General features: G+C 72.4%; 20 protein-coding genes. 6 read left to right on the top strand and 14 right to left on the bottom strand.

Annotated features, from left to right (window positions below):
* Nucleotides 1–111: 111 nt before the first annotated feature.
* From ACIREI_RS35475 to eccB, 3 genes are all read right to left on the bottom strand, one after another.
* On the bottom strand, nucleotides 112–396 hold the full coding sequence (locus ACIREI_RS35475) for a WXG100 family type VII secretion target (protein ID WP_403341898.1): 285 nt from the start codon (nucleotides 394–396) through the stop codon (nucleotides 112–114).
* 79 nt (nucleotides 397–475) lie between these two features.
* Nucleotides 476–787 carry a WXG100 family type VII secretion target gene (locus ACIREI_RS35470; protein ID WP_274243955.1) on the bottom strand — a complete coding sequence of 104 codons (312 nt, stop codon included), beginning with the start codon at nucleotides 785–787 and terminating at the stop codon, nucleotides 476–478.
* A gap of 228 nt (nucleotides 788–1,015) precedes the next feature.
* Nucleotides 1,016–2,620, bottom strand: coding sequence for a type VII secretion protein EccB (gene eccB / locus ACIREI_RS35465; RefSeq protein WP_403341896.1), 1,605 nt, complete (start codon nucleotides 2,618–2,620; stop codon nucleotides 1,016–1,018).
* A 636-nt stretch (nucleotides 2,621–3,256) separates the two neighbouring features.
* On the opposite strand from eccB, the gene eccE reads away from it, so the two are divergent.
* The 3 genes from eccE to ACIREI_RS35450 all read left to right on the top strand — a co-directional run bounded on the left by eccE (nucleotide 3,257) and on the right by ACIREI_RS35450 (nucleotide 8,689).
* The gene (gene eccE / locus ACIREI_RS35460) at nucleotides 3,257–4,579 is read left to right on the top strand and encodes a type VII secretion protein EccE (RefSeq protein WP_403341893.1); all 1,323 of its coding nucleotides are present in this window, start codon (nucleotides 3,257–3,259) and stop codon (nucleotides 4,577–4,579) included.
* On the top strand, nucleotides 4,579–5,424 hold the full coding sequence (locus tag ACIREI_RS35455) for a hypothetical protein (RefSeq protein ID WP_403341890.1): 846 nt from the start codon (nucleotides 4,579–4,581) through the stop codon (nucleotides 5,422–5,424). The genes eccE and ACIREI_RS35455 overlap by 1 nt, the downstream gene beginning before the upstream one ends.
* A 253-nt stretch (nucleotides 5,425–5,677) precedes the next feature.
* Nucleotides 5,678–8,689: an SCO5717 family growth-regulating ATPase gene (locus tag ACIREI_RS35450; protein WP_403341887.1), complete on the top strand. Its 3,012-nt coding sequence runs from the start codon at nucleotides 5,678–5,680 to the stop codon at nucleotides 8,687–8,689.
* 91 nt (nucleotides 8,690–8,780) lie between these two features.
* Here ACIREI_RS35450 and ACIREI_RS35445 read toward each other — a convergent pair whose 3' ends face one another.
* From ACIREI_RS35445 to rimP, 9 genes are all read right to left on the bottom strand, one after another.
* Nucleotides 8,781–9,728: a bifunctional riboflavin kinase/FAD synthetase gene (locus tag ACIREI_RS35445; protein ID WP_403341885.1), complete on the bottom strand. Its 948-nt coding sequence runs from the start codon at nucleotides 9,726–9,728 to the stop codon at nucleotides 8,781–8,783.
* A gap of 146 nt (nucleotides 9,729–9,874) precedes the next feature.
* Nucleotides 9,875–13,423, bottom strand: coding sequence for a trypsin-like peptidase domain-containing protein (locus ACIREI_RS35440; RefSeq protein ID WP_403341882.1), 3,549 nt, complete (start codon nucleotides 13,421–13,423; stop codon nucleotides 9,875–9,877).
* 298 nt (nucleotides 13,424–13,721) lie between these two features.
* Entirely contained in the window at nucleotides 13,722–14,627 is a 906-nt protein-coding gene (gene truB / locus ACIREI_RS35435; RefSeq protein ID WP_403341879.1) for a tRNA pseudouridine(55) synthase TruB, read from the bottom strand.
* A complete protein-coding gene (rbfA, locus tag ACIREI_RS35430) occupies nucleotides 14,624–15,079 on the bottom strand; it encodes a 30S ribosome-binding factor RbfA (RefSeq protein ID WP_403341877.1) in 456 nt (151 codons plus the stop codon). Before rbfA ends, truB begins: the two co-directional genes overlap by 4 nt.
* 48 nt (nucleotides 15,080–15,127) lie before the next feature.
* Nucleotides 15,128–15,424 (bottom strand): DUF503 domain-containing protein, encoded by a 297-nt coding sequence (locus ACIREI_RS35425; RefSeq protein WP_302003545.1) that lies wholly within the window; start codon nucleotides 15,422–15,424, stop codon nucleotides 15,128–15,130.
* Between the two features lie 217 nt (nucleotides 15,425–15,641).
* On the bottom strand, nucleotides 15,642–18,761 hold the full coding sequence (gene infB / locus ACIREI_RS35420) for a translation initiation factor IF-2 (protein ID WP_403341875.1): 3,120 nt from the start codon (nucleotides 18,759–18,761) through the stop codon (nucleotides 15,642–15,644).
* Nucleotides 18,762–18,908: 147 nt separating this feature from the next.
* Nucleotides 18,909–19,205 carry a YlxR family protein gene (locus ACIREI_RS35415; RefSeq protein WP_403341873.1) on the bottom strand — a complete coding sequence of 99 codons (297 nt, stop codon included), beginning with the start codon at nucleotides 19,203–19,205 and terminating at the stop codon, nucleotides 18,909–18,911.
* Between the two features lie 102 nt (nucleotides 19,206–19,307).
* A complete protein-coding gene (gene nusA / locus ACIREI_RS35410) occupies nucleotides 19,308–20,294 on the bottom strand; it encodes a transcription termination factor NusA (RefSeq protein WP_403341870.1) in 987 nt (328 codons plus the stop codon).
* Nucleotides 20,295–20,296: 2 nt separating this feature from the next.
* Nucleotides 20,297–20,812 carry a ribosome maturation factor RimP gene (rimP, locus tag ACIREI_RS35405; RefSeq protein ID WP_403341867.1) on the bottom strand — a complete coding sequence of 172 codons (516 nt, stop codon included), beginning with the start codon at nucleotides 20,810–20,812 and terminating at the stop codon, nucleotides 20,297–20,299.
* A 243-nt stretch (nucleotides 20,813–21,055) separates the two neighbouring features.
* Between rimP and ACIREI_RS35400 the strand changes: the two genes are divergently transcribed.
* From ACIREI_RS35400 to ACIREI_RS35390, 3 genes are read left to right on the top strand one after another with little or no spacing between them, the layout of a single operon-like run.
* Nucleotides 21,056–21,589 (top strand): hypothetical protein, encoded by a 534-nt coding sequence (locus tag ACIREI_RS35400; RefSeq protein WP_403341865.1) that lies wholly within the window; start codon nucleotides 21,056–21,058, stop codon nucleotides 21,587–21,589.
* Nucleotides 21,586–22,044 carry a ferritin-like domain-containing protein gene (locus tag ACIREI_RS35395; protein WP_403341862.1) on the top strand — a complete coding sequence of 153 codons (459 nt, stop codon included), beginning with the start codon at nucleotides 21,586–21,588 and terminating at the stop codon, nucleotides 22,042–22,044. Before ACIREI_RS35400 ends, ACIREI_RS35395 begins: the two co-directional genes overlap by 4 nt.
* Nucleotides 22,045–22,080: 36 nt before the next feature.
* Nucleotides 22,081–22,980 carry an aminoglycoside phosphotransferase family protein gene (locus tag ACIREI_RS35390; RefSeq protein WP_403341860.1) on the top strand — a complete coding sequence of 300 codons (900 nt, stop codon included), beginning with the start codon at nucleotides 22,081–22,083 and terminating at the stop codon, nucleotides 22,978–22,980.
* A 58-nt stretch (nucleotides 22,981–23,038) separates the two neighbouring features.
* Here the strand turns inward: ACIREI_RS35390 and ACIREI_RS35385 are convergent, their stop codons facing one another.
* Nucleotides 23,039–23,248: a ferredoxin gene (locus ACIREI_RS35385; protein WP_403341858.1), complete on the bottom strand. Its 210-nt coding sequence runs from the start codon at nucleotides 23,246–23,248 to the stop codon at nucleotides 23,039–23,041.
* Between the two features lies 1 nt (nucleotide 23,249).
* Nucleotides 23,250–23,774, bottom strand: coding sequence for an NADH-ubiquinone oxidoreductase-F iron-sulfur binding region domain-containing protein (locus ACIREI_RS35380; protein WP_403341855.1), 525 nt, complete (start codon nucleotides 23,772–23,774; stop codon nucleotides 23,250–23,252).
* Between the last annotated feature and the right edge of the window lie 32 nt (nucleotides 23,775–23,806).

The following is a 23,806-nucleotide window of genomic DNA, read 5'->3' as shown; positions in this document are numbered from 1 at the left end:
CAGCCCTGCAGAAGTCGTGCACGACCCCGAAGCAGAGCTCGGCCCAGCCAACGCCGTGGCGTCAGCTGGGCCGATTCTCTTCATCTCATGCCCCTCGGGCCGCCGACGGGCTCAGGCCCAGGTGTTGGCGTTGCTCTTCTCAGTGGCCTGGTAGTTCTCGGCCGCGCTCTGCAGCGCGGTGGAGATCTTCAGCAGGGTGGAGTGCAGGTCAGCGGCGGTCTGGTCCCACTCGCGCTGCTTGCGCTGGTAGCCCTCCTGCGCCTCACCTTCCCAGGACTGGGCGACACGCTTGACCGCGGCCTCGAGGTCGTCGAGCTGCTGCTTGATGCGGCCGGCGGTGGACTTCACGTCCGTGGACGCGTTGGTGATGGTTGCGTAATTGACGAGGATCGACATCGTCGTTCCCTTTCAGGAAGAATCGAAGGAAGTCTGCGGAAGTCAGGAGAAGTGGAGAACTTCGGGCCAAACGGCTCGATCAGCCGAAGTCCGACATGATCTTGCTGATCTCGGAGTTCTGCTGCTCTTCCGACGCCGAGTAGTTGCTCCGCGTGGAGTCCACGGCTTCCTTGATGTCGTTGAGGATGTCACTCATCCTCTTCGCGTCCGCGTTCCAGCGGTCCTGGAGCTGGCGGTAGGACTGGGCCGCCTGGCCCTTCCAGCCGCCGGCGATCTGGTCGATCACTCCGTTGAGGCGGCGGATCTCGCCCTGGAGCTGGCCGTTGACGGTGTTGATGTCACCGGAGAGCTTGGTGAGTTCGTCCTCTGTTACCCGGAACTGGCCGGCCATGATGAACCTTCCCCCATGTCGTCGTTGATCCGGGAAACCTGCACTGGTGCCCGGAGAAGCTTCGCACCGTTGAGCGCTGCAAACACTCTATCGTCAGCCTGTCACCAGGCCACAGACAAGCCCAATCAGTTACACGGCTCACACACTTGAGCGATCATCTTGTGACCCGTGCACCGTCTTACTGTCAAGTGCGCCTGGCCGCAAGCCTGTTGGTCAGGTCACTGGCGGTCACTGGCTCTGTTCCTGCGCCGCGCTTCCGGTGTCCAGCATGGGTCCCTTCGGGATGAATGTCGCCCACGTCTGCGGCACGATCGCGGGCTGGGAGACGTCCTCGTAACCCAGCCGCGTGCGCGCCTTGTCCGTCTCGCTCGCGTCACCGTTCGAAGCACCCGAGGCGTCCGAGGACGAGCCGCTGCCGCTCTCCTCCGCGTTCGCCGCGCTGTCGTTGGTCTTCGGCAGTGAGTACCGCAGGCCCGTGTCCGTCAGCAGGTACTGCCCACCGCCACCCGCTGCCGCGCCGGTGACCTCCGTGAAGAGCAGGCCCGAGCCGGACGAGACGTAGGCGCTGAGCGAGTCGGCGATGACCCTCTTCGGGTACGCCGTCCCGGCCCAGGCGGCGAGCTGCGGCTTGTTGCCCTCGCCGATGGTGCCGTCGTAGACGCTGCACGAGGTGGTGCGGGCCTCGCCGTTCGCCGTGGTGGCGGGGTTGGCCTGCTGCGGAATGGTCTGGGGCCAGCCCTTGTTCTGGTAGAAGCGGTTCGCCGGGCCGTTGTTGGCCGTGATGATGTCCTGGGGGGCGACCTTGATGGCCTCGATCCCGCCCTGGCCGTACGCCTTGTCGGCGTCGGGAGATTGCTGGATCAGGGTCGCGACGAAGGGCGTGATGGCGGCGACCTCGTTCTTGAGGACGACGTAGTACTGCTCGCCCTGTGCGTCCTGCGCCTTGAGCACCTGGCCCACCGTGCTCGCGTTGGCGGGGAGCCCCTGGACCGTGGTCGCCTCGCCGATGTTCGGGATCGTCGGGAAGGTGATGACGCTGCCCTCGTTGAGGGTGCGCAGCCACTCACGGCTCACCGGTTGCGGCTCGGCATCCCGGCCGACGACGGCGTTGCGCAGCAGCGCCATGGTGCCCTCGTCGAGGCCCGCCGCGTCGCCCAGCAGGAAGAGGTTGCCCTTGCCATCGACCAGGAACTGCCGACCGGTCTGGCGCTCGACGACGTAGAGAGCTTCGCTGGGGCCGACTTTCCCCGAGTTGTTCAGCGACTTGGCGTCGTCGGCGTCGAGGACGAAGACGGCACGGTCGATGGCGCCGGTCTCCGATCCCGGGGTCGGACGCTCGCACACCGCCCAGGTCTTCGGCGTCTCCGCGTCCTCCTTGGAGGGCAGCCGGTCGGGGGCGTAGGGAATGCCGATCGTCGCGCCGTGCCGGATGCCGCTCTTGTCGATCTCCTTGCCGGGGACCTCGAGAACGGTGCCCTTGCCCTTGTCGAGCAGCAGCTTCGCGGAGGCGTAGTTGAGGACCGGGTGGAGGACCTTCTCCACCTTGCTGTCCTTCGGGTTCGGGTCGAGGACCACGTACCGCGTCGTGGAGTCGCTGTCGACGATGATGTACTCGCCCGGTGTGTCCCAGCCCTTGGGCGCCGTGGGCTTGATCACGCCCCAGGCGATGAAGCCGAGCACCAGCACCAGGCCCACTCCGAGGCTGGGCATCACCGTACGGATGGGACGCGGGGCGCCTTCCTCCGAGCCGCCCGGTGACGGCGCCAGGAACGCCGCGACGGTGCGCTTGCGAGCGAACGTGTAGGCGGCCAGCTCATCCCGACGCTTTGCCATGGTCCCCGTTTCTCCCGTTTGTGATGCTCGATCGTGTTGCGATGTTCCGGCCACGGCCACGCGTGCCGCGTCGACCATGTCTGTCGTGTCTGCCACGTCCGTACCGCTTGATGGCGGTCGTGACGCTTCGATCACGGTCGTGGTGTTTCGACCGCGATCGCCACGCTCCGACCTCGATCGACATGATCCGACCGCGATCGTCATGCTCCGACCACGATCGCCGCCCTCCGACCGCGATCGTCACGCTTGGACCGCGCTCGCGATGCGTTCGACCGCGCTCGACAAGCCGATTCTGCCGCGCTCGACAGGCCGATTCGGCCGCGCAGGCACCTACTATGCCCTGCGCCACGGGACGACGATCCATCAGGTGTGCGGCCGACCCCGCATCTTCACAGAGCTTCACGACAGCGCTCCACCACGCGAGGCCGGTCCATGACAGGCTGACCACCTGGGTTTTGGGTGTCCCCTGTGTCGCCCGGTGTTCCGCAGCGGGTACCGTGAGCCACCCGCATGGATGTTGTGGGCCATCGGTGCCCCTGGCCCGTCGCCGGGATCTCGGAGACCTCTCGGAGACCACTCGGACAGAGGGTCCGCCCGACAACGGCCACTAACTTCGCGAAAGGGATGTCCCGGGGGATGACCAGCGCTACGAGCACTCGGCGCGGACGCCGCGCACAGCAGCAACAGGGGGGTCCGGGCGGCAGACGTTCGTCGGCTGCCCCGGCCGCCCCCGTCGCCGCGTCGCCGCGCACGCTGCCGCGCCCCGGCGGTCTGGGCCCGGTGCGGCTGCAGCAGCTCATCCTGGTGGAGCTCGCGATGGCGGTCATGCTGGCCGCCTGGGCCGCCGACACGTCCTGGCTGTTCGTACCGGCCGGTGTCGTGGCGGCGTTGCTGCTGCTCCTGGCGGTTCTGCGCCGGGGTCGCCGTCCGTTGCCCGAGTGGTACGAGACGACCCGCGCGCTGAGGCAGCGCCGGCGCGACGCCAAGCAGCCCGTGCCGCCCGGGACCGACGCGATGCTGGCAGCGGTCGTGGAATGCGACCCCGCCCTGCGGACGTACTCCTTCGTCTCCCGTGACGACCGCTCGATCGGCATGATCGGCGACGGGTCCTTCCTGACCGCCGTCCTGTTCGTGCAGCCGGGAGACCAGCCGTTGCGTCCCGGCGCCGGCGAGCGGCAGCTGCCGCTGCGGCTGATCCAGGACGCCCTGGAGGTCGACGGGATCCGTCTCGCCTCCGTGCAGGTCGTGCAGCACACCCAGCCGGCGCCGGCGCCGCATCTGCCGCAGCAGTCGCTGGCCGCGCGGTCGTACGGCCCCCTCCAGGCGCAGTCCGGTTCGCCCGCCCTGCGGCTCACCTGGGTCGCCCTCAAGCTCGACCCGGAGCTGTGCCCGGAGGCCGTCCAGGCCCGCGGGGACGGCGTTCCCGGCGCGCAGCGCGCCCTGCTGCGCGTGGCCGACCAGCTGGCGAGCCGGCTGGCCGGGGCCGGCTTCAAGGCGACCATCCTGGACGAGACCGAGCTGGTGCAGGCGCTGGCGACGTCCAGCTGTCTGAACCCGCGCGCCAACGCGCAGCACGCCCAGGACGGGCGGCAGTCCCAGCGCCGTACGGTCGAGTCGGTGCGGACCTGGCGGGTCGACGACCGGTACCACACGACGTACTGGGTCTCCCGCTGGCCGCAGTTGGGCAGCGGCGGTGTGGCGCTGCCCGAACTGGTCACGCGGTTCACCTCGCTGCCGGTGCTCGCCACGACGTTCAGCATGACCCTGAGCAAGGCCGGCAACCGCGGTGTCGCCCTCACCGGGCACGTCCGCGTCACCGCTCGCGGTGACAGTGAAGTCGGCCAGGTGGGGCGGGAGTTGGAGCGGGCCGCGAGTGCCGCGAAGGTCGGTCTGGTCCGTCTCGACCGGGAGCAGGTCCCCGGTGCTCTCGCCACTCTGCCGCTCGGAGGTACGTACTGATGTCCCACCCCTCCTCGACCATGCCCCCGGGGCAGCAGGGCCGGGCCCCCGGGCGCACTCCGGCACACGTGGCCTCGCCCACCGACACCGGCATGATCCCCATCATCGGCCGGCAGCCTGAGGCACCGCAGCAGCAACGCCGTATCGTCAGCCCGGGGTTCGGGCTGCGCGGGCCGCGCCGCAACCGCCATGTCGTCACCGCCGACGAGCTCGCGGCGATCAGCATGCCGATCGGTGACGACGGCGTGATCATCGGCACCGACCCGGAACAGCAGCCGGCCGTGCTCGGTCTGTCCCGTCCGACCGCCTTCGACGTCGTGCTCGTGGGTGGCCTGTGGCTCGCCCAGGTGCTGGCGTTGCGTGCCGCCGCGACGGGCGCGCGCGTGGGCGTCGAGACCGGACGTCCGCAGGCGTGGCAGCAGTTGGCCCAGGCGGCCGGCGGCGGCCAGCAGTGCGTGACGGTCTATCCGGTGGGACGGGTGCCCGCGCAGGGGCCGTCCGTCTCGAGTCCGGTGGTGCTGTTCCGGGACTGTGGCATCCGCCCGCCGCGCGGGCGGGTGACGTCCGTGCCGTGGCAGGCCGTGGTGACGGTGCTGCCGTTCGTCAGTGAGCATGCGCCGCGTTGGCTGGCTCAGGCCCATCTGGTAGGGATCCAGCGCATCTCTCCCCACGAGACCGAGGCAGTACGGGACACGCTCGGGATCCCCGAGGAGCAACTCCAGCACCTGCCGACCCTTCACGACGGCGTCGCCCTGTGGTGCACTCGCAAGCATCAGAAGTTCGTCATGACCGAACCCACCGATGCGGAGACGGGCCTGCTCGGCGTGGCCCGTCGTATGGACTGACACGTCGTCGTCTTCGGGCGGGGCGCGAACGGGGCCTCGCCCGCGGGGCTTTCCGTCCGCGCCCATGCGGCACTTACGTCCACACGACCGGGGCTACGGCGTCCACGCCCGTGGGGGCTTTTCCGTCCCGCCATGCGAGTGATTAGGCTTCTGGTGGTGCGGTGACGATCGCAGTCGCGTGGGACTAGCCACTCGGTCCGCCCGGCCGCGACGACGACCAGCTCAGCAGCAGTGGCTGACCAGGAGGCAAGCAGTGAACAGGGATCGGTCCGAGTACAACGGCGGGAGCCCTTCCTCGGACGGGGACGATCACGAGGTGGATCTCACCGGCGAGTTCGAAATCGTCTACACACCTCCCGCCTGGTACGCCCAAAGTACGCAAAGTGGTTCTTCGGCCGGTGGACAGCAGGACGGCGACCGGCCGTCGCCGCCACCTCCGACGGGCTCGCCCGTCGGGACGCCCACCGGGCCACCCGGCGTTCCCGCACCGCCCGCACCCGCACCGGCGCAGCCGCCGGCCCAGGGTGTGCCTCAGCAGCCCGCCCAGCCGCCGCAGTCGGCCCCGCCCGCGCAGCCCACTCCGGCTCAGGGCACGCCCAGCCCGCACCAGCAGGGCACCGCCACGGGTGGCTACGGGTTCCCGCAGCAGCAGTCCGCGCCGGGCACCCCCGCGGCCGGCGGGTACGGCTATCCCCAGCAGGCCGGAGCCGGTGCGCCGCAGCCGGGGCAGGACACGTCCGGTGGTTTCGGCGTGCCCCAGCAGGACACCTCGGGTGGTTTCGCCGCCCCGCAGCAGGGCGCGCCCGCCCAGCCGCCCGCCGCGCCCCAGCAGCACACCCCTGCCCAGCCGCCCGGCGCACCCGGCTTCCCCGTGCTGCGTCCGGTCGACACGGACGCCCAGGCCGGCGCCACCCCGGCGGCCGGTGTCCCGGCGGCGCCCGCACCCGAACAGCCCGCCCCCGCACAGCCGGTGGCCGAGCCGGAGCCCGAGCTCAACCACGCCGCTGCGGACGCCGAGGCGGCGCTGCTGTTCGGCGGTGCCGACGACGACGTGGAGCCGGAGGCGCGGAGCGACGAGGCGGAGTCGGGTGACTCCACCGGTTCCGTGGCCGGTGCCGAGGGCGACGGGTCGGCGACCGCCCAGGCCGACGCGGACTCCGCCGCGCAGGCCGATTCCGAGGCCGCCGCGGCGACGCCGGAAGGAGAGGCGGAGGCTCAGGCACCGACCGCGCCGGCCCCCGCCGCCCCCGCGGACCCGGCGACGGCTCAGGGACAGCAGCCGCAGGCGCAGCCCACCGGGCAGGCCCCCACGCCGCCCCAGCCCGGGCAGCCGCTTCCCCCGCTGCCCCAGGGCTTCGCGCCCGCGCACCCCGGCCAGGGCGTGCCGCCGCAGGCGGGGCACCCGGACCAGCAGGCCGCGGCCGCAGCTGCCCAGGCTGCCGCCGCACAGGCCGCCGCCGCCCAAGCCGCCGCCGCACACGCGGGCGGATACGGCTACCCCCAGCCCCCCGCCCAGCAGCAGCCCGCACCTCCGGCGCACCAGACCCCGCCGCAGGGGACGTTCGGCCCCGCCCAGCAGGCCGGTTACCCGGCGCCGCAGGCCGGACAGCCCACGGCCGACCCGCGGCAGGCGCCTCAGCCCGGACAGCCGCATCCCGGTCAACCGCAGGCCGGACAGCCGCAGGCCGCCGGCTACGGCTACCCCCAGCAGGCACCGCAGGCCGGTCAGCCGCAGCCCGGACAACCCCAGCCGGGGCACCCCCAGGCCGGACAGCCGCAGGCGGACGGATACGGCTACCCCCAGCAGCCTCAGCACCCCGCACAGCCCGGCTACGGCTACCCGCCCCAGCAGGCCGGGTACGGCTACCCGCAGCCCGCACAGCCGCAGCAGCTCGCCCCTCAGCAGCAGCCCCCGGCCCAGCCCCAGCAGCAGGCGCCGCAGCAGCCCGCGCCTCAGCAGAACCCCGCTGTGCCGCCCGCCGCGTACGGCAACCAGGGCGCCCAGGGCAACCAGGGCTGGAGCGCCCCTCCCGGCCCCCAGGCCGGCCCCGGCGCTCCCCAGCAGCAGCAAGCCGCGCCCGGAACGCCGCTCGGCTACAACGCCGCCGTGGAGCTCTCCTCCGACCGGCTGCTGCGCAACCAGCCCAAGGCCCGCAAGAACAACCAGGCCCCGTCCCGGTTCAAGCTCGGCGCCAAGAAGGAGGCGGCGGAGCGGGAGCGGAAGCTGGGACTGATCCGTACGCCGGTGATGTCCTGCTACCGCATCGCGGTGATCAGCCTCAAGGGCGGCGTCGGCAAGACCACGACGACCATGGCGCTCGGCGCCACCCTCGCCACCGAGCGTCAGGACAAGATCCTGGCGATCGACGCCAACCCGGACGCCGGCACCCTCGGCCGACGGGTCCGGCGCGAGACCGGCGCGACCATCCGTGACCTGGTGCAGGCGATCCCGCAGCTGCACAGCTACATGGACATCCGCCGCTTCACCTCGCAGGCGCCCTCCGGTCTGGAGATCATCGCCAACGACGTGGACCCGGCGGTCTCCACCACCTTCAACGACGACGACTACCGCAGCGCGCTCGACGTGCTGGGCCGGCAGTACCCGATCATCCTCACGGACTCGGGCACCGGTCTGCTCTACAGCGCGATGCGCGGAGTGCTGGACCTCGCCCACCAGTTGATCATCATCTCCACCCCGTCGGTGGACGGCGCGAGCAGCGCCTCGACCACGCTCGACTGGCTGTCGGCGAACGGCTTCGCCGACCTCGTCCAGCGGTCGGTCACCGTGATCTCCGGTGTCCGCGAGACGGGCAAGATGATCAAGGTGGAGGACATCGTCGCGCACTTCGAGACGCGTTGCCGCGGTGTCGTCGTGATCCCGTTCGACGAGCACCTCGCGGCCGGTGCCGAGGTGGACCTCGACATGATGCGTCCCAAGACCCGCGAGGCCTACTTCGACCTCGCCGCGCTCATCGCCGAGGACATCGCGCGCACCCAGCAGGGCTTCGGCAACCCGAACATGCAGTACCAGCAGCAGCCGCAGCAGGGCTACCCGCCCCAGCAGGAGTACCCGCAGCAGCAGCCCCAGCAGCCCTACGCCCAGCCCGGCGGCGCCCCGCAGCCGGGTCAGGGCTGGGGACAGGCCCCGCAGCAGCCCGCGCCCGGCCAGGGCTGGCAGCAGCAGGCGCCGCCGCCGCAGGATCCGCAGCAGGGTCAGCACAACCAGCAGCAGGGCGTCGTACCGCCCGGCTGGACGCAGCAGTAGCCCGTGGACCACGAAAGGGCGGCCGGTGCCTGAGGCACCGGCCGCCCTTCGGCGTCGTATGACCGTCGTGGAACCGTCGGCCGCAGGACGGCTACTCGGCCGCCGCGATCAGCTCCCGGCAGCGCTTCACGTCCTCGGCCATCTGCTCCAGCAGGGCTTCCAGCGACTCGAACTTCGCCTGGCCACGGACGAAGGCGAGGAAGTCGACGGCGACATGCAGGCCGTACAGGTCCAGGCCCACGCGGTCGATGGCGTACGCCTCCACCGTGCGCTCGGTCCCGTCGAACTGCGGGTTGGTGCCGACGGAGATCGCGGCCGGCATCACCTCGCCCTGGGCGTGCAGCCAGCCGGCGTAGACGCCGTCGGCGGGGATGGCGGTGTGCGGCAGCGTCTCGACGTTGGCGGTCGGGAAGCCGAGCTCTCGCCCGCGCTGAGCACCCCGTACGACCACGCCCTCCACGCGGTGCGGGCGGCCCAGGATCTCGGCGGCGCCGGTGACGTCGCCCTCGGCGACCAGGCGCCGGGTGAGGGTCGAGGAGAAGGGCTCGCCGCCGCCCGCCTCACCGGTCACGTACAGGTCGACGACCTCGACCTCGAAGTCGTAGGTCTTGCCCTGTTCGGCGAGGAAGTCCACGTTGCCCGCGGCGCGGTGGCCGAAGCGGAAGTTGGGGCCCTCGACGACCGCCTTGGCGTGCAGCTTGTCGACCAGGACCTTGACGACGAAGTCGGCCGGCGACAGCTTCGAGAACTCGGTCGTGAAGGGGAGGATCAGCACCGCGTCGACGCCCAGCTCGGCCATGAGGTCGGCGCGGCGGTGGTGCGGGGCCAGCAGGGGCGGGTGGCTGCCGGGGCGGACGACCTCGCTGGGGTGCGGGTCGAAGGTGACGACGACGGCCGGAACGCCCAGTTCACGGGCGCGGTCCACGGCATGCCGGATGATCAGCTGGTGCCCGCGGTGGACCCCGTCGTAGGAGCCGATGGTGACGACGCTGCGCCCCCAGTCCTCGGGGATGTCCTCCAAGCCACGCCAGCGCTGCACTGTGCCTGCTCCTTGTCGCAAACTCGTCGAACCCGGGTCCGTCTGTGCCTCGGACGCTCTTACGCAGGTCTAAGGGTGCCATGCCGGGCGCCTCGGGCCCGCATCGGCATGGGGGCTGTGACCGGGTGCACGTGACGAGGCGCTGGTCATGCGGGAACTCGTACGCCGGCCAGGTTCTCGATCATCCGGCGGGTGCTCGGCCCGACCACCGTCGCCCATTCCTGCGGGGTGTCGTTCAGCCAGCCGGCGATGCGCGCGGCGAAGCCGGGGACGTGGCGGCCGAGGTCGACCAGTCCGCGGTCGAAGCGGGCCGCGCCGTCCGGGGTGCGGACGAGCAGCACCCCCGTGTGGTGGACCAGGTCGCGGAGGTGGCCGTCGCCCTGCTCGCCGCTCTGCCGGACGGAGGCGTGCAGGAAGGCGTCCAGCACGGCGGGGCTGCGCTCGTGGTCCAGCAGGAAGTCCAGGAGCTCGCGGCGCACGCCGCGCGAGGCGGGGGTGCCGGGCGCGGCGAGGACGGCGGCGAGGGCGGCCCGCACCCCTTCGGGACCGTCGGCCAGCAGGCCGGTGACCAGCGGGAGGAGTACGGCGCGGGCGGCGGGACCGCGGTCGAGGCACTGACCGATGTACGCCGCCGTGTCCTCGGCTGACTCGGGGTGCCGCCGCACCGCCTCCCCCACGAGGATGGCGACCCGGCCGGCGAGGCCGGGCGGGGTGACGTCGGCGAGGGTGCGCAGCGCCTGCGCGGCGTCCGGTCGGTACAGGCGTGCGCGGAAGGCGTCCAGGACCGGCTCGGGGTGCGTGTCCAGAGCGGTGACCAGGGCGCTGGGCGGCAGCTGCGGGTCGCCGGCCGCGAAGTGCCGTACCGCTTGCGGGAGATGACGGGCCCGGGTGCGGGGGTCACGCACGAGCATGGCGAGCGCGCCGCCGTGCAGGGAGCGGTCGGTGGGGCGGTCGAGCAGGGCGAGGGCCGCGTGGCGCAGGAGCTCGCGGTCGGCCTCGGTGCGGGCATGGGGCGCGGCGCGCGGCCCGTACGCCACCGCGGCGACGCGTCGGGCGGGCCTCTCGTCGTGCGCCCAGCGGTCGACGGCGCGGCACATGACGGACGGTGCTTCTTCGGCCAGCACGGCGAGCAGTTCGTCGGCCAGGCGGTGGGCGCTGTCGACCAGCGTCTCCGTGAGGTCGTCCGGCGCGCGGTCGCGGTGTGCGTACAGCAGGGCCTGGGCGGCGCGGCCGACGGTCGCGTGGGGCGTGGCGGGCAGCGGGCGGTCGTCGTCGAACCAGCGGGTGAGGTGGGGCTGTACGGCGCTGGGGTCGGCGGCGAGGAGCCGGGCCACGGCGTCGAGGTAGCGGGGGTGCCGGGGCGCTGGGTCGGTCGGCGGGCCGTCGGCGAGGACGAGGCGGCGGAGCAGGTCGAGGCGCTCGCCGTCCGGGACCGGCAGCGCGGTCCAGAAGCCGGGGCCGAGTTCGGGGGGCACGCTGCCGTGGTGCCGGCTCCAGGCCACGATCCGGTCGGTGAGGTGGCGCAGTACGTCCTGGTACGGCGTCGCGTCGGGGACGCGCAGCAGCGTTTCGGCGAGGAGCCGGGCGGCCCACCAGGAGTGCGGGTCGGCGTCCAGCGCGTGCGTCAACTCCTTCAGGCGGAGGGCGAGTTGGCAGGCGCCCTGGTGACGCGCCAGCAGCAGGAGGGCCTGGACGACGGGGCCGATGCGGTGGTGCGGTACCGGGACGGGGTCGGCGGCGTCGGGATCGGTGCGGCGGCGGTGGACCAGGGCGTGCAGGGCCTCGTCGAGGTCGAGGTGCATGCCGTGGATCCAGTCGGCGAGTTCCTCGTGGGCGAAGCGGTAGCCGGTGCCGGCGGGGACGAGGAGGCCCTCGGTGAGCACGGCGGACGCCCAGCCGGTGCCGCCGCCGAGCCGCGCGGGGGCGGTGCCCCAGGGGAACACGGCCTCGAAGGACGCGCGGTCCAGCTCCCCCTGGCCCGGGCCGAGGCTGCGGCGGGCGGCCTCGTGCACCTGGCCGGAGACCTTGGCGGCGAGGCGGCGTACGGCGGTGCCGCGCAGGCCGTTCTCGGCGGCGAGGCGGACGGCGATGCGCAGGCACATGAGGTCGAGGTGGGCGCAGAGGACGTCGTCGCGGTCGAGTCGGGGGTGCGGGGTGTCGGGGAGGGCGGCGCGGACCTCGGAGAGGAGGCGGAGGGTGAGGGGATGGCGGGCGTCGCGGCCGGCCAGGGCGCCCTCCGGGATGCCGTAGCGGGCGCGGGCGTGCCGGGCCTCGTCGGGGGTGAGGTCGTCGAGCCGTACGCAGGGCGCAAACCGCCCGGTCGTGCCGTGCACCGCCCGATCGTCGGAGCCGTACAGCACCTCCTCCGAGAACTCGGCGCCCGCCCTCTCCCAGTACTCCGCCCTGCACGCGACCACCAGCCGCGCCCCCGTCACCCGCAGCCACTCCTCCGTGCCCTCGGTCCACTCCGTGAGGCGGTGGGCGAGGACGGGGGGCATTTCCTCCGGGCCGTCCAGGAGGAGCAGAAGGGGGCGGCCGGTGCTGTGGGAGAGGTGGGCCAGGCGTTCGGGGGTCGTGTCGCCCAGGGCGGCGGGGTCGGCCGGGGCGGACGCCGCCACGATGCGGGCCGCTCGGGCCAGAGCCCGGCCCGCGGCATCGGCCACCGAGGTGTCGTCGTCCTTCAGGTCGGCGCCGCGCAGCCACAGGGTGGGCGCCGGTGCCGACCCGTGGTGGCGGCGGGCGGCCAGGGCCGCGAGTTCGGTCGTACGGCCGCTGCCCGGGGGCCCGACCAGGCCCAGCACCGCTGCCCCGCTCTCGGTGAAGGTGTTGAACTCCCGTACCACCGAGGCCCGTTCGACCGGGGCCACCGCCCCCGCTCCCCCGGCCTCCACACTGCCGGTGCGACCTGCCGGAACCCCTGGCGGACCGTTCTGGCCGACCGACGTGGCCGTCAGTTCCAGTACGCCCGCCAGATTCAGGTCGGCGCCGTACGCCGGCACCGTCGCCGCGTTCTCGGCGAGCAGCTCGGCCAGCGGCCCGTCGGCCACGCCGGGAGGCGGCAGCGGCACGGCGAACCCGGCGTCGCGCCGACCGGACCGCAGCGCCGTGCCGAGGACGCCCACCACCGCGCCGGTCCCGGCGTCGAGCACGGGGCCCCCGGCCGCCCCTCCGCCCAGCCGCAGCGCGTCCCGGCCGGCGGTGCCGATCGCCAACTCCAGGGCGCCGTCGAGGAGATGGCAGCGGTCCTTCGCCTGGTAGGTCACGGACGTCGCGCCCAGCACCCGCGCCTCCCGCCAGCCACCGGCCGCGATCCGGACGTACGCCCCGGTCCCGACCCTGTCCCGCACGGTCACCGGCAGCGGGTCCACGCCCAGCCCTTCGGTGCGTACGAGCGCCAGGTCGAGGGCGGGCAGCGGGGTCACCGCGCTCGCGGTCACCACACAGCTGCGGTCGTCCTCGGCGGAGTGCAGGACCAGACCGGGCAGGCCGTCGACGGCCTCGTGGCTGGTGACGACCGTGCCGTGGTGGTCGGCGACGAAGCCGAGTCCGCGGGGCCGGCCGGCCGGGTCGTGGATGCGCACCAGGGCCGCGTCACGGACGCGGGCGCCGATGCCGTCCGGCGTGTCCCACGGGTCCGATGAGTCCCGTAGGTGGTGAGCACCCCACGCGCAATCCCGCGGGCCCCGTCCCGCCATCGTCGCACCTCCCCGCCGTACGGCCACACGCCCATACGCCCGCGCCCTGTTTTTTCGACGGTAGGTGCGACGTGATCAGCGGGACAGCTCGCGCGGTGAACGCGCCCCCTTCCGCTCCCTCGGTTCACTCCGAGCGCCCGCACGGACGGGTGAACAGACGGGGCTCGCTGGATACACCCTAGGGGTGGGGGAACCGAGGGGGACCGTGGAGCGGCGGGCAGAGGACCACCCCGTGGCCGCCGCTCCACGGGCGGACGTCCGAAGAAGGGGCCGGAGGCGGGACGCCTCGGCCGGCCCCTCAGCCGAAGATGGCGAGGCTCTTCGCCTTGCCCTTGTGCTGCTCCACGAGCGCCAGGAAGCGGCCCTCGGGGTCGAAGACGGCGACGGGGCCGCTGCCCGCGTACTCGTCGGGCATGTCGAGGCGGACGCCGTTCGTGAGCAGCCGGGCGCGCCTGGCGTCCACGTCCCAGCGTGGGAACGCGGCCGCCGCGGCCTCGGCGATCGGCATCACGGTCAGCTCCTGCTGGAGCTGGTCCAGGGTCTTGGCCGCGTCCAGCTTGTACGGGCCGACCCGGGTGCGGCGCAGCGCCGTGAGGTGGCCGCCGACGCCCAGGCCGGCGCCGAGGTCACGGGCGAGGGCACGGATGTACGTGCCGGAGGAGCAGACCACCGACACGACCAGGTCGAGAACGGCGGTGCCGTCGTCGGCGACGGCGTCCCGGACGTCGTACACCGAGAACGACGAGACGGTGACCGGCCGCGCCGGGATGTCGAAGTCCTCGCCGTCCCGGGCCCGCTTGTAGGAACGCACGCCGTCGATCTTGATGGCGCTGACCTTGGACGGCACCTGCATGATGTCGCCGGTCAGCTTGGCGATCTGGGCGTCGATGCCGTCGCGGGTGACCTTCGAGGCGTCGGCCGACCCCGTGATCTCGCCCTCGGCGTCGTCGGTGACGGTGGTCTGGCCCAGGCGGATGGTGCCCAGGTACTCCTTCTCGGTCAGGGCCAGATGACCGAGGAGCTTGGTCGCCTTCTCGACGCCGAGGACGAGGACGCCCGTCGCCATCGGGTCGAGGGTGCCGGCGTGCCCGACGCGGCGGGTGCGCGCGATGCCGCGCATCTTGGCGACCACGTCGTGCGAAGTGAAGCCCGACGGCTTGTCGACGATGACAAGGCCGTCGGGCGTGGTGTGCTTCTGCGTCATTCCGCGGTGTCGCCGTCCGTCTCGTCCTCGGAGCCCGGCTTGCGGTACGGGTCCGCCTCACCGGCGTACTTCGCGCCCGCGGACACCTCGCGCACCTTCTCGTCGGACTGGCGCGCCTTGTCGAGGAGGTCCTCGATGGTGCGTGCGGTGTCCGGCAGGGCGTCGGCGACGAAGGTGAGGGTCGGCGTGAACTTCACGCCCGCGGCCGCCCCGACGGCCGAGCGGAGCACGCCCTTGGCGCTCTCCAGTCCGGCGGCCGCGGCCTTGCGCTCCTCGTCGTCCCCGTACACCGTGTAGAAGACGGTCGCCTCCCGCAGGTCACCCGTGACGCGGGTGTCCGTGATGGTGACGTGCGAGCCGAGCCGCGGGTCCTTGATCCCGCGCTGCAGCTTCTGGGCCACCACCTCTCGGATGAGGTCCGCCAGCTTTTTCGCCCGCGCGTTGTCGGCCACTGGTCCGTCTCCCGTTCTTTCTTCTTCTACGTTCTTGGCTGTTGGTCGTCAGTCGTCGTGCTCACCGTGGAAGCGCCGCCGTACCGACAGCAGTTCCACTTCGGGACGCCCGGCGACCAGCCGTTCGCACCGGTCCAGTACGTCGGTGAGGTGACCGGCGTCGCCGGACACCATGGCGATGCCGATCTCGGCCCGCCGGTAGAGGTCCATGTGGTCCACCTCGGCCGCGCTCACCGCGTACTTCCGCTGGAGCTCGGCGACGATCGGGCGGACGACGGAGCGCTTCTCCTTCAGCGACCGTACGTCGCCGAGGAGGAGGTCGAAGGACAGCGTCCCCACGTACATGTGTAGCCGGTTCACCCGCCGGTACGGGATCGATGGTCCTGCCGGCCGTGTGGCCAGGGACATCAGAAACCGTACAACGAAGGGGCCGGGCGGATCGACGGATATTACGCTCCGTGGACCTCGGCCGCCGGAGCGAGGGCCGGGGGCGGCAGCCCCCGGCAAACGGCGCGCTGGCCGACAGGACCGAAGTCCCGCCGGCCAGCACGAACCGTCGGCTTTACGCCCGCGGCTTCTCCCGCATCTCGTACGTCGCGATGACGTCGTCGACCTTGATGTCGTTGAAGTTGCCGAGGTTGATACCGCCCTCGAACCCTTCGCGGATCTCGGTGACGTCGTCCTTGAAGCGACGCAGACCCTCGATGTTGAGGTTCTCCGCGATGACCTTGCCGTCGCGGACCAAGCGCGCCTTGGTGTTGCGCTTGACCTCGCCGGAGCGGATGAGCACACCCGCGATGTTGCCCAGCTTGGACGACTTGAAGACCTCGCGGATCTCCGCCGTACCGAGCTCGACCTCTTCGTACTCCGGCTTGAGCATGCCCTTGAGGGCCGCCTCGATCTCCTCGATCGCCTGGTAGATGACCGAGTAGTACCGGACGTCCACGCCCTCGCGCTCCGCCATCTGCTGCGCACGGCCGGCTGCCCGGACGTTGAAGCCGATGACGATGGCGTCGGAGCCCATGGCCAGGTCGATGTCGGACTCCGTGACCGCACCGACGCCGCGGTGCAGGACGCGGATGTCGACCTCTTCGCCGACGTCCAGCTGGAGCAGCGAGGACTCGAGGGCCTCGACGGAACCGGAAGCGTCACCCTTGATGATCAGGTTCAGCTGCTGGACCTCGCCGGCCTTGAGCACCTTGTCCAGGTCCTCGAGCGACACGCGGCGCGTGCGCTTCGCGAAGGCCGCGTTGCGCTCACGGGCGGCACGCTTCTCGGCGATCTGACGGGCCGTACGGTCCTCGTCCACCACCAGGAAGTTGTCGCCCGCACCCGGGACGTTGGTCAGACCCAGGACCTGGACCGGCGTCGACGGGCCCGCCTCGGCGACGTTGTTGCCGTTGTCGTCGAGCATGGCGCGCACACGGCCGTAGGCGTCGCCCACGACCATCGTGTCGCCGACCCGCAGCGTGCCTCGCTGGACGAGGACCGTCGCCACGGCACCGCGGCCGCGGTCGAGGCGGGACTCGATCGAGATGCCCTGCGCGTCCTGGTTCGGGTTGGCCCGCAGGTCGAGCGAGGCGTCGGCCGTGAGGATCACGGCCTCCAGCAGGGAGTCGATGTGCAGACCCTGCTTGGCGGAGATGTCGACGAACATGGTGTCGCCGCCGTACTCCTCGGCCACCAGGCCGTACTCGGTCAGCTGACCGCGCACCTTGGTCGGGTCGGCACCCTCGACGTCGATCTTGTTGACCGCGACGACGATCGGGACCTCGGCGGCCTTGGCGTGGTTGAGCGCCTCGACCGTCTGCGGCATGACGCCGTCGTTGGCCGCGACGACCAGGATCGCGATGTCCGTCGACCGGGCACCACGGGCACGCATGGCGGTGAACGCCTCGTGACCCGGGGTGTCGATGAAGGTGATCGCGCGGTCCTCGTCGTTGACCTGGGTCGAGACCTGGTAGGCACCGATGTGCTGGGTGATGCCGCCGGCCTCGCCCGCGATGACGTTCGTCTTGCGGATGGCGTCGAGCAGTCGGGTCTTACCGTGGTCGACGTGACCCATGACGGTGACGACCGGCGGACGGACCACCAGGTCCTCCTCGTCGCCCTCGTCCTCGCCGAACTCGATGTCGAAGGACTCGAGCAGCTCGCGGTCCTCCTCCTCGGGGCTGACGATCTGAACCGTGTAGTTCATCTCGTCGGCGAGGAGCTGCAGCGTCTCGTCGGAGACGGACTGCGTGGCCGTGACCATCTCGCCGAGGTTCATCATGACCGCGACGAGCGACGCCGGGTTGGCGTTGATCTTCTCGGCGAAGTCGGTGAGCGACGCACCGCGCGACAGGCGAATGGACTCGCCGTTGCCGCGAGGCAGCATCACGCCGCCGACCGACGGGGCCTGCATGGCCTCGTACTCCTGGCGCCTCTGCCGCTTCGACTTGCGGCCACGACGCGCGGGACCACCGGGACGGCCGAAGGCACCCTGCGTGCCACCACGGCCACCGGGACCACCGGGACGACCGCCGAAGCCGGGACGGCCACCGCCGCCACCGCCGGGACCACCCGGACGGCCGGCGAAACCGCCGCCACCGCCACCGGGACCACCGGGACGACCGGCGAAACCGCCACCGCCGCCACCGGGACGACCGGCGAAGCCGCCGCCGCCCGGACGACCGCCGCCGCCACCACCGGGACGACCGCCGCCACCGGGACCACGGCCACCGGGGCCACCGCCGCCGGGACGCGGGCCGGCAGCAGGACGCTGCGGCATCATGCCGGGGTTGGGACGCGGGCCGCCGGGGCCGCCGCCGGGACGAGGACCGCCACCCTGCGGACGGGGCATGCCGCCCGGGGTCGGACGGGCGCCGCCCGGAGCCTGCGGACGGGGACCGCCCGCCGCACCCTGGGGACGGGGACCGCCCTGGCCCTGCGGACGCGGAGCGCCGCCGGGAGCACCGGCGCCACCCGGGCCGCCGGGACGCGGGGCACCGCCCGGACGGGGCGCCTGCGGGCGCGCCATGCCGGTGGAGCCACCAGAGGTGAACGGGTTGTTGCCCGGACGGGGACCGGCCGGACGGGCACCGGGACGCGGAGCGCCGCCACCCTGACGCGGAGCGCCGGGACGGTCGCCGCGGTCACCACGGCCCTGGCCACCCTGCCCGGGACCACCCGGACGCGGAGCGCCGGGACGCGGGGCCTGGCCGGCCGGACGCGGGGCACCCGGGCGCGGGCCGGAGCCCTGGCCCTGAGAGGCGGCCGGCGCGGCGGGAGCCGACGGGGGCGCCGTGAACTCGGGCGTGGTCGGAGCCGGGGACGCCGGGGCAGGCCGCGGCGCGGGCTTCGGGCCCGGAGTGGGACGGGGGCCGGGAGCGGCCGGCGCGGCGGGAGCCGCGGGCTTCTCGGCGGCGGCCGGCTTGGGGGCCGGCGGGCGCGGGGCCGCCGGACGGGCAGCCTGCGCGGGAGAGGGGGCTGCCGGCTTGGCCGGGGCAGCCTTGCGTGCGGGGGCGGGCTTGCCGCCTCCGCTGCCCTGCTGGAGGGCGTCCGTCAGCTTACGGACGACGGGCGCTTCGATAGTCGAAGACGCCGAACGGACGAATTCACCGAGTTCCTGGAGCTTGGCCATGACGACCTTGCTCTCAACCCCGAACTCCTTGGCGAGTTCGTATACCCGGACCTTAGCCACTTCGCTCCTTTTAGGTCCGGGTTGCGGCCGGACCGTCGCTACTTCATGGGCGTACTCATCGCGTGCTCATCGAGTGCTCATCGCAATCTCGACCTACTTCCAACTCGCGGGGTACCTGGGCCGCACGGGGGTTCCGCACGACGCTTCTTACGGTGTTGCCTGCTCAGCAACTGTTGTCTGCTCGACGTACTGGCGCAACGCCTTTGTGTCGAGCGCTCCCGGGGCGCGAAACGCCCGCGTGAACGCCCGGCGGCGTACCGCCTGGTCGAGACAGACCAGTGCGGGGTGTACATACGCACCCCGGCCGGGCAGCGTACCGCGAGGATCAGGGACGCACTCGTCCTTGATCGCCACGATGCGCAGCAGATCAGCCTTGGCCGCTCGCTCCCGGCACCCCACACAGGTGCGTTCAGGGCATGCGCGGACGCGTGTCCGGCCAGACACTCTTAAGTCTACCTCCCCGCACCGACCTCACCCCTTCGGGGCAGGATCCGAACAGTTGTCGCGCAGTAACCTGACGTGATCTAAGCGACCTGCGGCTTGGATCTATTCCCCGGACTGCTCGGTGTCCGGACGGATGTCGATCCGCCAGCCAGTGAGCCGGGCGGCAAGTCGGGCATTCTGCCCTTCCTTCCCGATCGCCAGCGACAACTGGTAGTCGGGCACGGTCACGCGGGCCGAGCGGGCCGCCATGTCCACGACCTCCACCTTGGAGACCCGGGCCGGCGACAGCGCGTTCGCCACCATCTCGGCCGGGTCGTCCGACCAGTCGACGATGTCGATCTTCTCGCCGTTCAGCTCGCCCATGACATTGCGCACACGGCCGCCCATGGGGCCGATGCAGGCGCCCTTGGCGTTCAGCCCGCTGCGGGTGGACCGTACGGCGATCTTGGTGCGGTGGCCGGCCTCGCGGGCGATGGCGGCGATCTCGACGGAGCCGTCGGCGATCTCCGGCACCTCCAGGGCGAAGAGCTTCTTCACCAGATTGGGGTGCGTGCGCGAGAGGGTCACGGAAGGACCGCGGACGCCCTTCGCCACCCGTACGACGTACGACCGAAGCCGCATCCCGTGCGGATAGGTCTCGCCGGGCACCTGCTCCTGCACCGGCAGGATGGCCTCCAGCTTGCCGATGTCCACGAGCACGTTCTTCGGGTCGCGGCCCTGCTGGACCACGCCGGTGACGATGTCGCCCTCACGCCCCGCGTACTCGCCGAGCGTCGCGTCGTCCTCGGCGTCGCGCAGCCGCTGCAGGATGACCTGCTTGGCGGTGGTGGCGGCGATACGGCCGAAGCCGGACGGGGTGTCGTCGAACTCGCGGGCCTCCTGGCCCTCCTCCAGATCCTCGGGATCCTCCTTCGCCCACACGGTCACATGGCCGGTCTCCCGGTTCAGCTCCACGCGCGCGTGGCGGCGGCTTCCCTCGGTGCGGTGGTAGGCGATGAGGAGGGCCGACTCGATCGCCTCGACCAGCAGGGGGAAGGAGATCTCCTTCTCCCGTACCAAGCCCCGCAGGGCACTCATGTCGATGTCCACGGCTACGCCTCCTCTTCCTTCTCGTCCTTGCTGTCTTTGCTGTCCTTGCGGTTGAACTCGACCTGCACGCGCGCCTTGTCGATCTCCGGGAAGCCGAGTCTGCGGGAGGTGGCCTTGCGGCCCTTCACTCCGGGCACTTCGAGGTCGAGTCCGTCGTCGTCGACCTTCAGGATCCGGGCCACCAGCTCGCCGCCCTCGGCCAGTTGGAACTTCACCAGCCGGTCGACGGCACGCACGTAGTGCCGGTGTTCCGTCAGGGGGCGCTCCGCGCCGGGGGTGCCGACCTCGAGGGTGTACTCGCCCTCGCCCATCGCGTCCGTCTCGTCGAGCTTCGCCGAGAGCACACGGCTCACATCGGCGATCTGGTCCAGGTCCGCCCCGGTGTCGGAGTCGACGACGACGCGCAGCACTCGCTTGCGTCCGACCGAGTCCACCGCGATCTCTTCGAGATCCAGGCCCTGGGAGCTGACGAGCGGTTCCAGCAGTTCTCGCAGCCTCTCGCTCTGGGTGGTGCTCATCCGGGTGACTCCTCGGCCGCGTGTGCTGTTGTGGGATGGGTCGCGTGTCTGGTCAAAGGGTATCCGGTCGCAAGGACTGTTGCCGTCCACCTGCGCGCGGACAGTGCCGATGAGATGCCGATGAGTGGTGCCGTCCGGTCGCGCGGGTACGGTGATCACGGGCCTGCGGCCCGCTGATTCCGTAGCTGCCTTCGGAGCCGCTCTCGCAGCTGCTCCGTTACGAGTTCCCCGAGGACGACTGCCGTGCCGTACCCCTCGCCGCCGCGTTTCCCCTCGGGGCCGCGCAGAAGAACCCTGCTCGCCTCCGCCGCCGGGGCCGCCCTGCTGGTCGGCTGCTCCGGGGCCGAGGACTCCGACGGCGGCACGAGCGGGAGCCCCTCGGTCACCGAGCGGGCACGCGCGCGTGCGGCACGGGACAGCGAGGGGCTCGTCGAGCGCTACGACGCGGTGCTCGCCGCCCATCCGGCGCTGGCGGAGCTGGCGGGGCCGTTGCGGGCGGAGGCCGTACGGCATGTGGAGGCGTTCGGAGGCGGTGGCCGTAAGGCCTCGGACAGTGCGTCACCTTCCGCGTCACCGGCACCTTCCGGTTCGCCGTCGTCCGCCGTGCCCGTCGACGAGAAGGAGGCCCTCGCTGACCTCGCCGCCACCGAGCGGTCGCTCGCGGACCGGCGGGCCAAGGCGCTGCTGGACGTGCCGGGCGAGCTGGCGCGGCTGCTGGCCTCGGTGGCCGCGGCCGGGGCGGCGCACGCGTATCTGCTGACGGAGGGGGCCAAGTGAGCGAGGCGAAGAAGCAGCGGCTGAGGGCGCTCCAGGCGGCGCTCGCCGCCGAGCACGCGGCGGTGTACGGATACGGCGTCGTCGGCGGCCGGATCCGCGAGGGACGGCGCGCCGAGGCGCGCGCGGCGTACGACGCGCACCGGGCGCGGCGGGACGCGCTGGCGCGCGAGGTGCGCGACCTGGGCGCCGAACCGGCCGCCGCGAGCGCCGCGTACGCGCTGCCGTTCCCGGTGCCGGACTCGGCCGCGGCCGTGCGGCTCGCCGCCGAACTGGAGGACCGGGTGGCCGGGGTGTACTCCGACCTGGTGCGGGCAGCCGAGGGTGAGCTGCGGGGTACGGCCGCCGAGGCGCTGCGGGAGGCCGCGGTGCGGGCGGTGCGGTGGCGGGGCGAGAGCGTAGCCTTCCCTGGGCTCGCCGAGCGGGCGGGCACCGCGTCGGCGACGCCGACCGCGTGACACGTAACGGGAGTACCGGAAGGGAACGACTCGCGCATGGCTTTCGAACCGCCGCAGCGTCTGGTCAGGGCGCTCGGTGAGACGGCACCGGACGGTGACGACTGGTTGGAGAAGCTGCCGGAGGCGGCCCACCAAGCCGTCGCGCTACGCGAGTTGACCGTTGAGCGGGTGCAGGTGCCCGGCGGGCGCAGCAGCCTGGTCGTGCTGGTCCGGCGCCCTGACGGCACCCCCGCCGTGCTGAAACTGGCCCCGCCCCGGGCCCGTCCGGAGAGCGAGCGGGCGGCACTGGCGCACTGGGGCGGCATGGGCGCCGTACAACTGCTCGATGAGCCCCCTGTCGTGGGGGTGCTGTTGCTGGAGCGGCTTCACCCGGATGTGTCGGTGCGGTCGCTGCCGGAGGCGAAGGCGCTGCTGGAGGCGGCGGGGACGTTGCGGCGGCTGTGGGTGGAGCCGCCTGGCGAGCACCGCTTCGAGACCGTGGAGGAGCGAACGGGGCGGCAGGCCGAGGCGATGCGGGCGACCGCGTCGGCGGAGGCCGAGGTGGCGGCGCTGGTCGATGCCGCGCTCGCCTCCCGGGAGGAGTTGTTGGCCGCGCCGCCCGAGCGGCGGTTGCTGCACGGGACGTTTCGGCAGAGCAAGGTGCTGGCCGGGGAACGGATGCCGTGGCTGGCGGTGGGGCCGGATCCGGTGGTCGGGGAGTGTGCGTTCGATCTGGCGCGGCTGGTGCGGGATCGGGTGGAGGATCTGATTGCCTCGCCTTCGGGGGCGGCGACGACGCGGCGGCGGGTGAAGCGGCTTGCGGAGTCGTTGGAGGTGGATCAGGAGCGGCTTCGGGGGTGGACGTTGTTCCGGGCCGTGGAGTCGGGGGTGCGGGCGCTGAGGGTTGGGCGGCCGAAGGATGCTGAGTTGTTGCTGGAATTTGCCGGGTGGCTTTGAGGGGTTGTTTTCTGTCTGCGGGTGAGTGGGGGCTTGTCGCGCAGTTCCCCGCGCCCCTTCAGGGCGCTCCAGCCACCCTCAGCTTGAGAGCTAGGACCGGACAGTCTGCCGCCGCCCTGCGGGCCCGTTTCACCGTGCGGGGCGGGACTGGAGCGCTATCCAGGAGCGGGTAGCCCCACTCGTCCAAGGTGATGTGGTCGGGGAGCAGTTCCGCGCACAAACCGTGGCCCTCGCAGGACGTCCAGTCGATGGCGATGCGCTGGTCCATCTCAGGTCTCCTGGGGTACGGGCAGCACAGGCGTGCGGTCGGTCGCGGTGCAGAAGCCGCTTGCGTGGGCGTCGAGTTCGCCGGTGAAGGTGGTCAGGGCGCTGCGGACCAGGCGGACCGTGCCGTCGGGGTGGTGGCAGGCGCCGCGGCCCTCCACCAGGCCGGCCCAGCGGCCCACGTCGGTGCGGGTGCTGCCCTGGGGCCCGGCGGTCGCCAGGGTGGCGAAGGCGGCGGCGATGCGGGGCAGGCCGTTGAGGCAGGGGCCGCACTGGCCGGCCGACTGCAGGGCCAGGTAGCGCAGCACTCGGGCGGTTTCCGCGAGGCCGCAGCGGTCCGCGGGGAGGGCGGCGAGGACTCCCGCACCCAAGTGCGCCGAGTCCAGGGTGAGTCGGGCCGCCTCGGCGGCCGGGATCCAGGTGCCGTGGTAGCCGCCGAGCAGGACGGCCGACATGCCGTCGAGGGGCAGCAGCCGGTGCAGCGGCATCCCGAACGGGGCCTCCAGGACCCGGGGTTCGCGTCCCGGCACATGCACCGTGCACAGGGCGCTGCCGGGCTGGG

It is taken from the genome of Streptomyces sp. NPDC093591, assembly GCF_044764885.1.
Lineage (GTDB): Bacteria > Actinomycetota > Actinomycetes > Streptomycetales > Streptomycetaceae > Streptomyces.
This window is presented reverse-complemented; position numbering and strand designations above follow the sequence as displayed.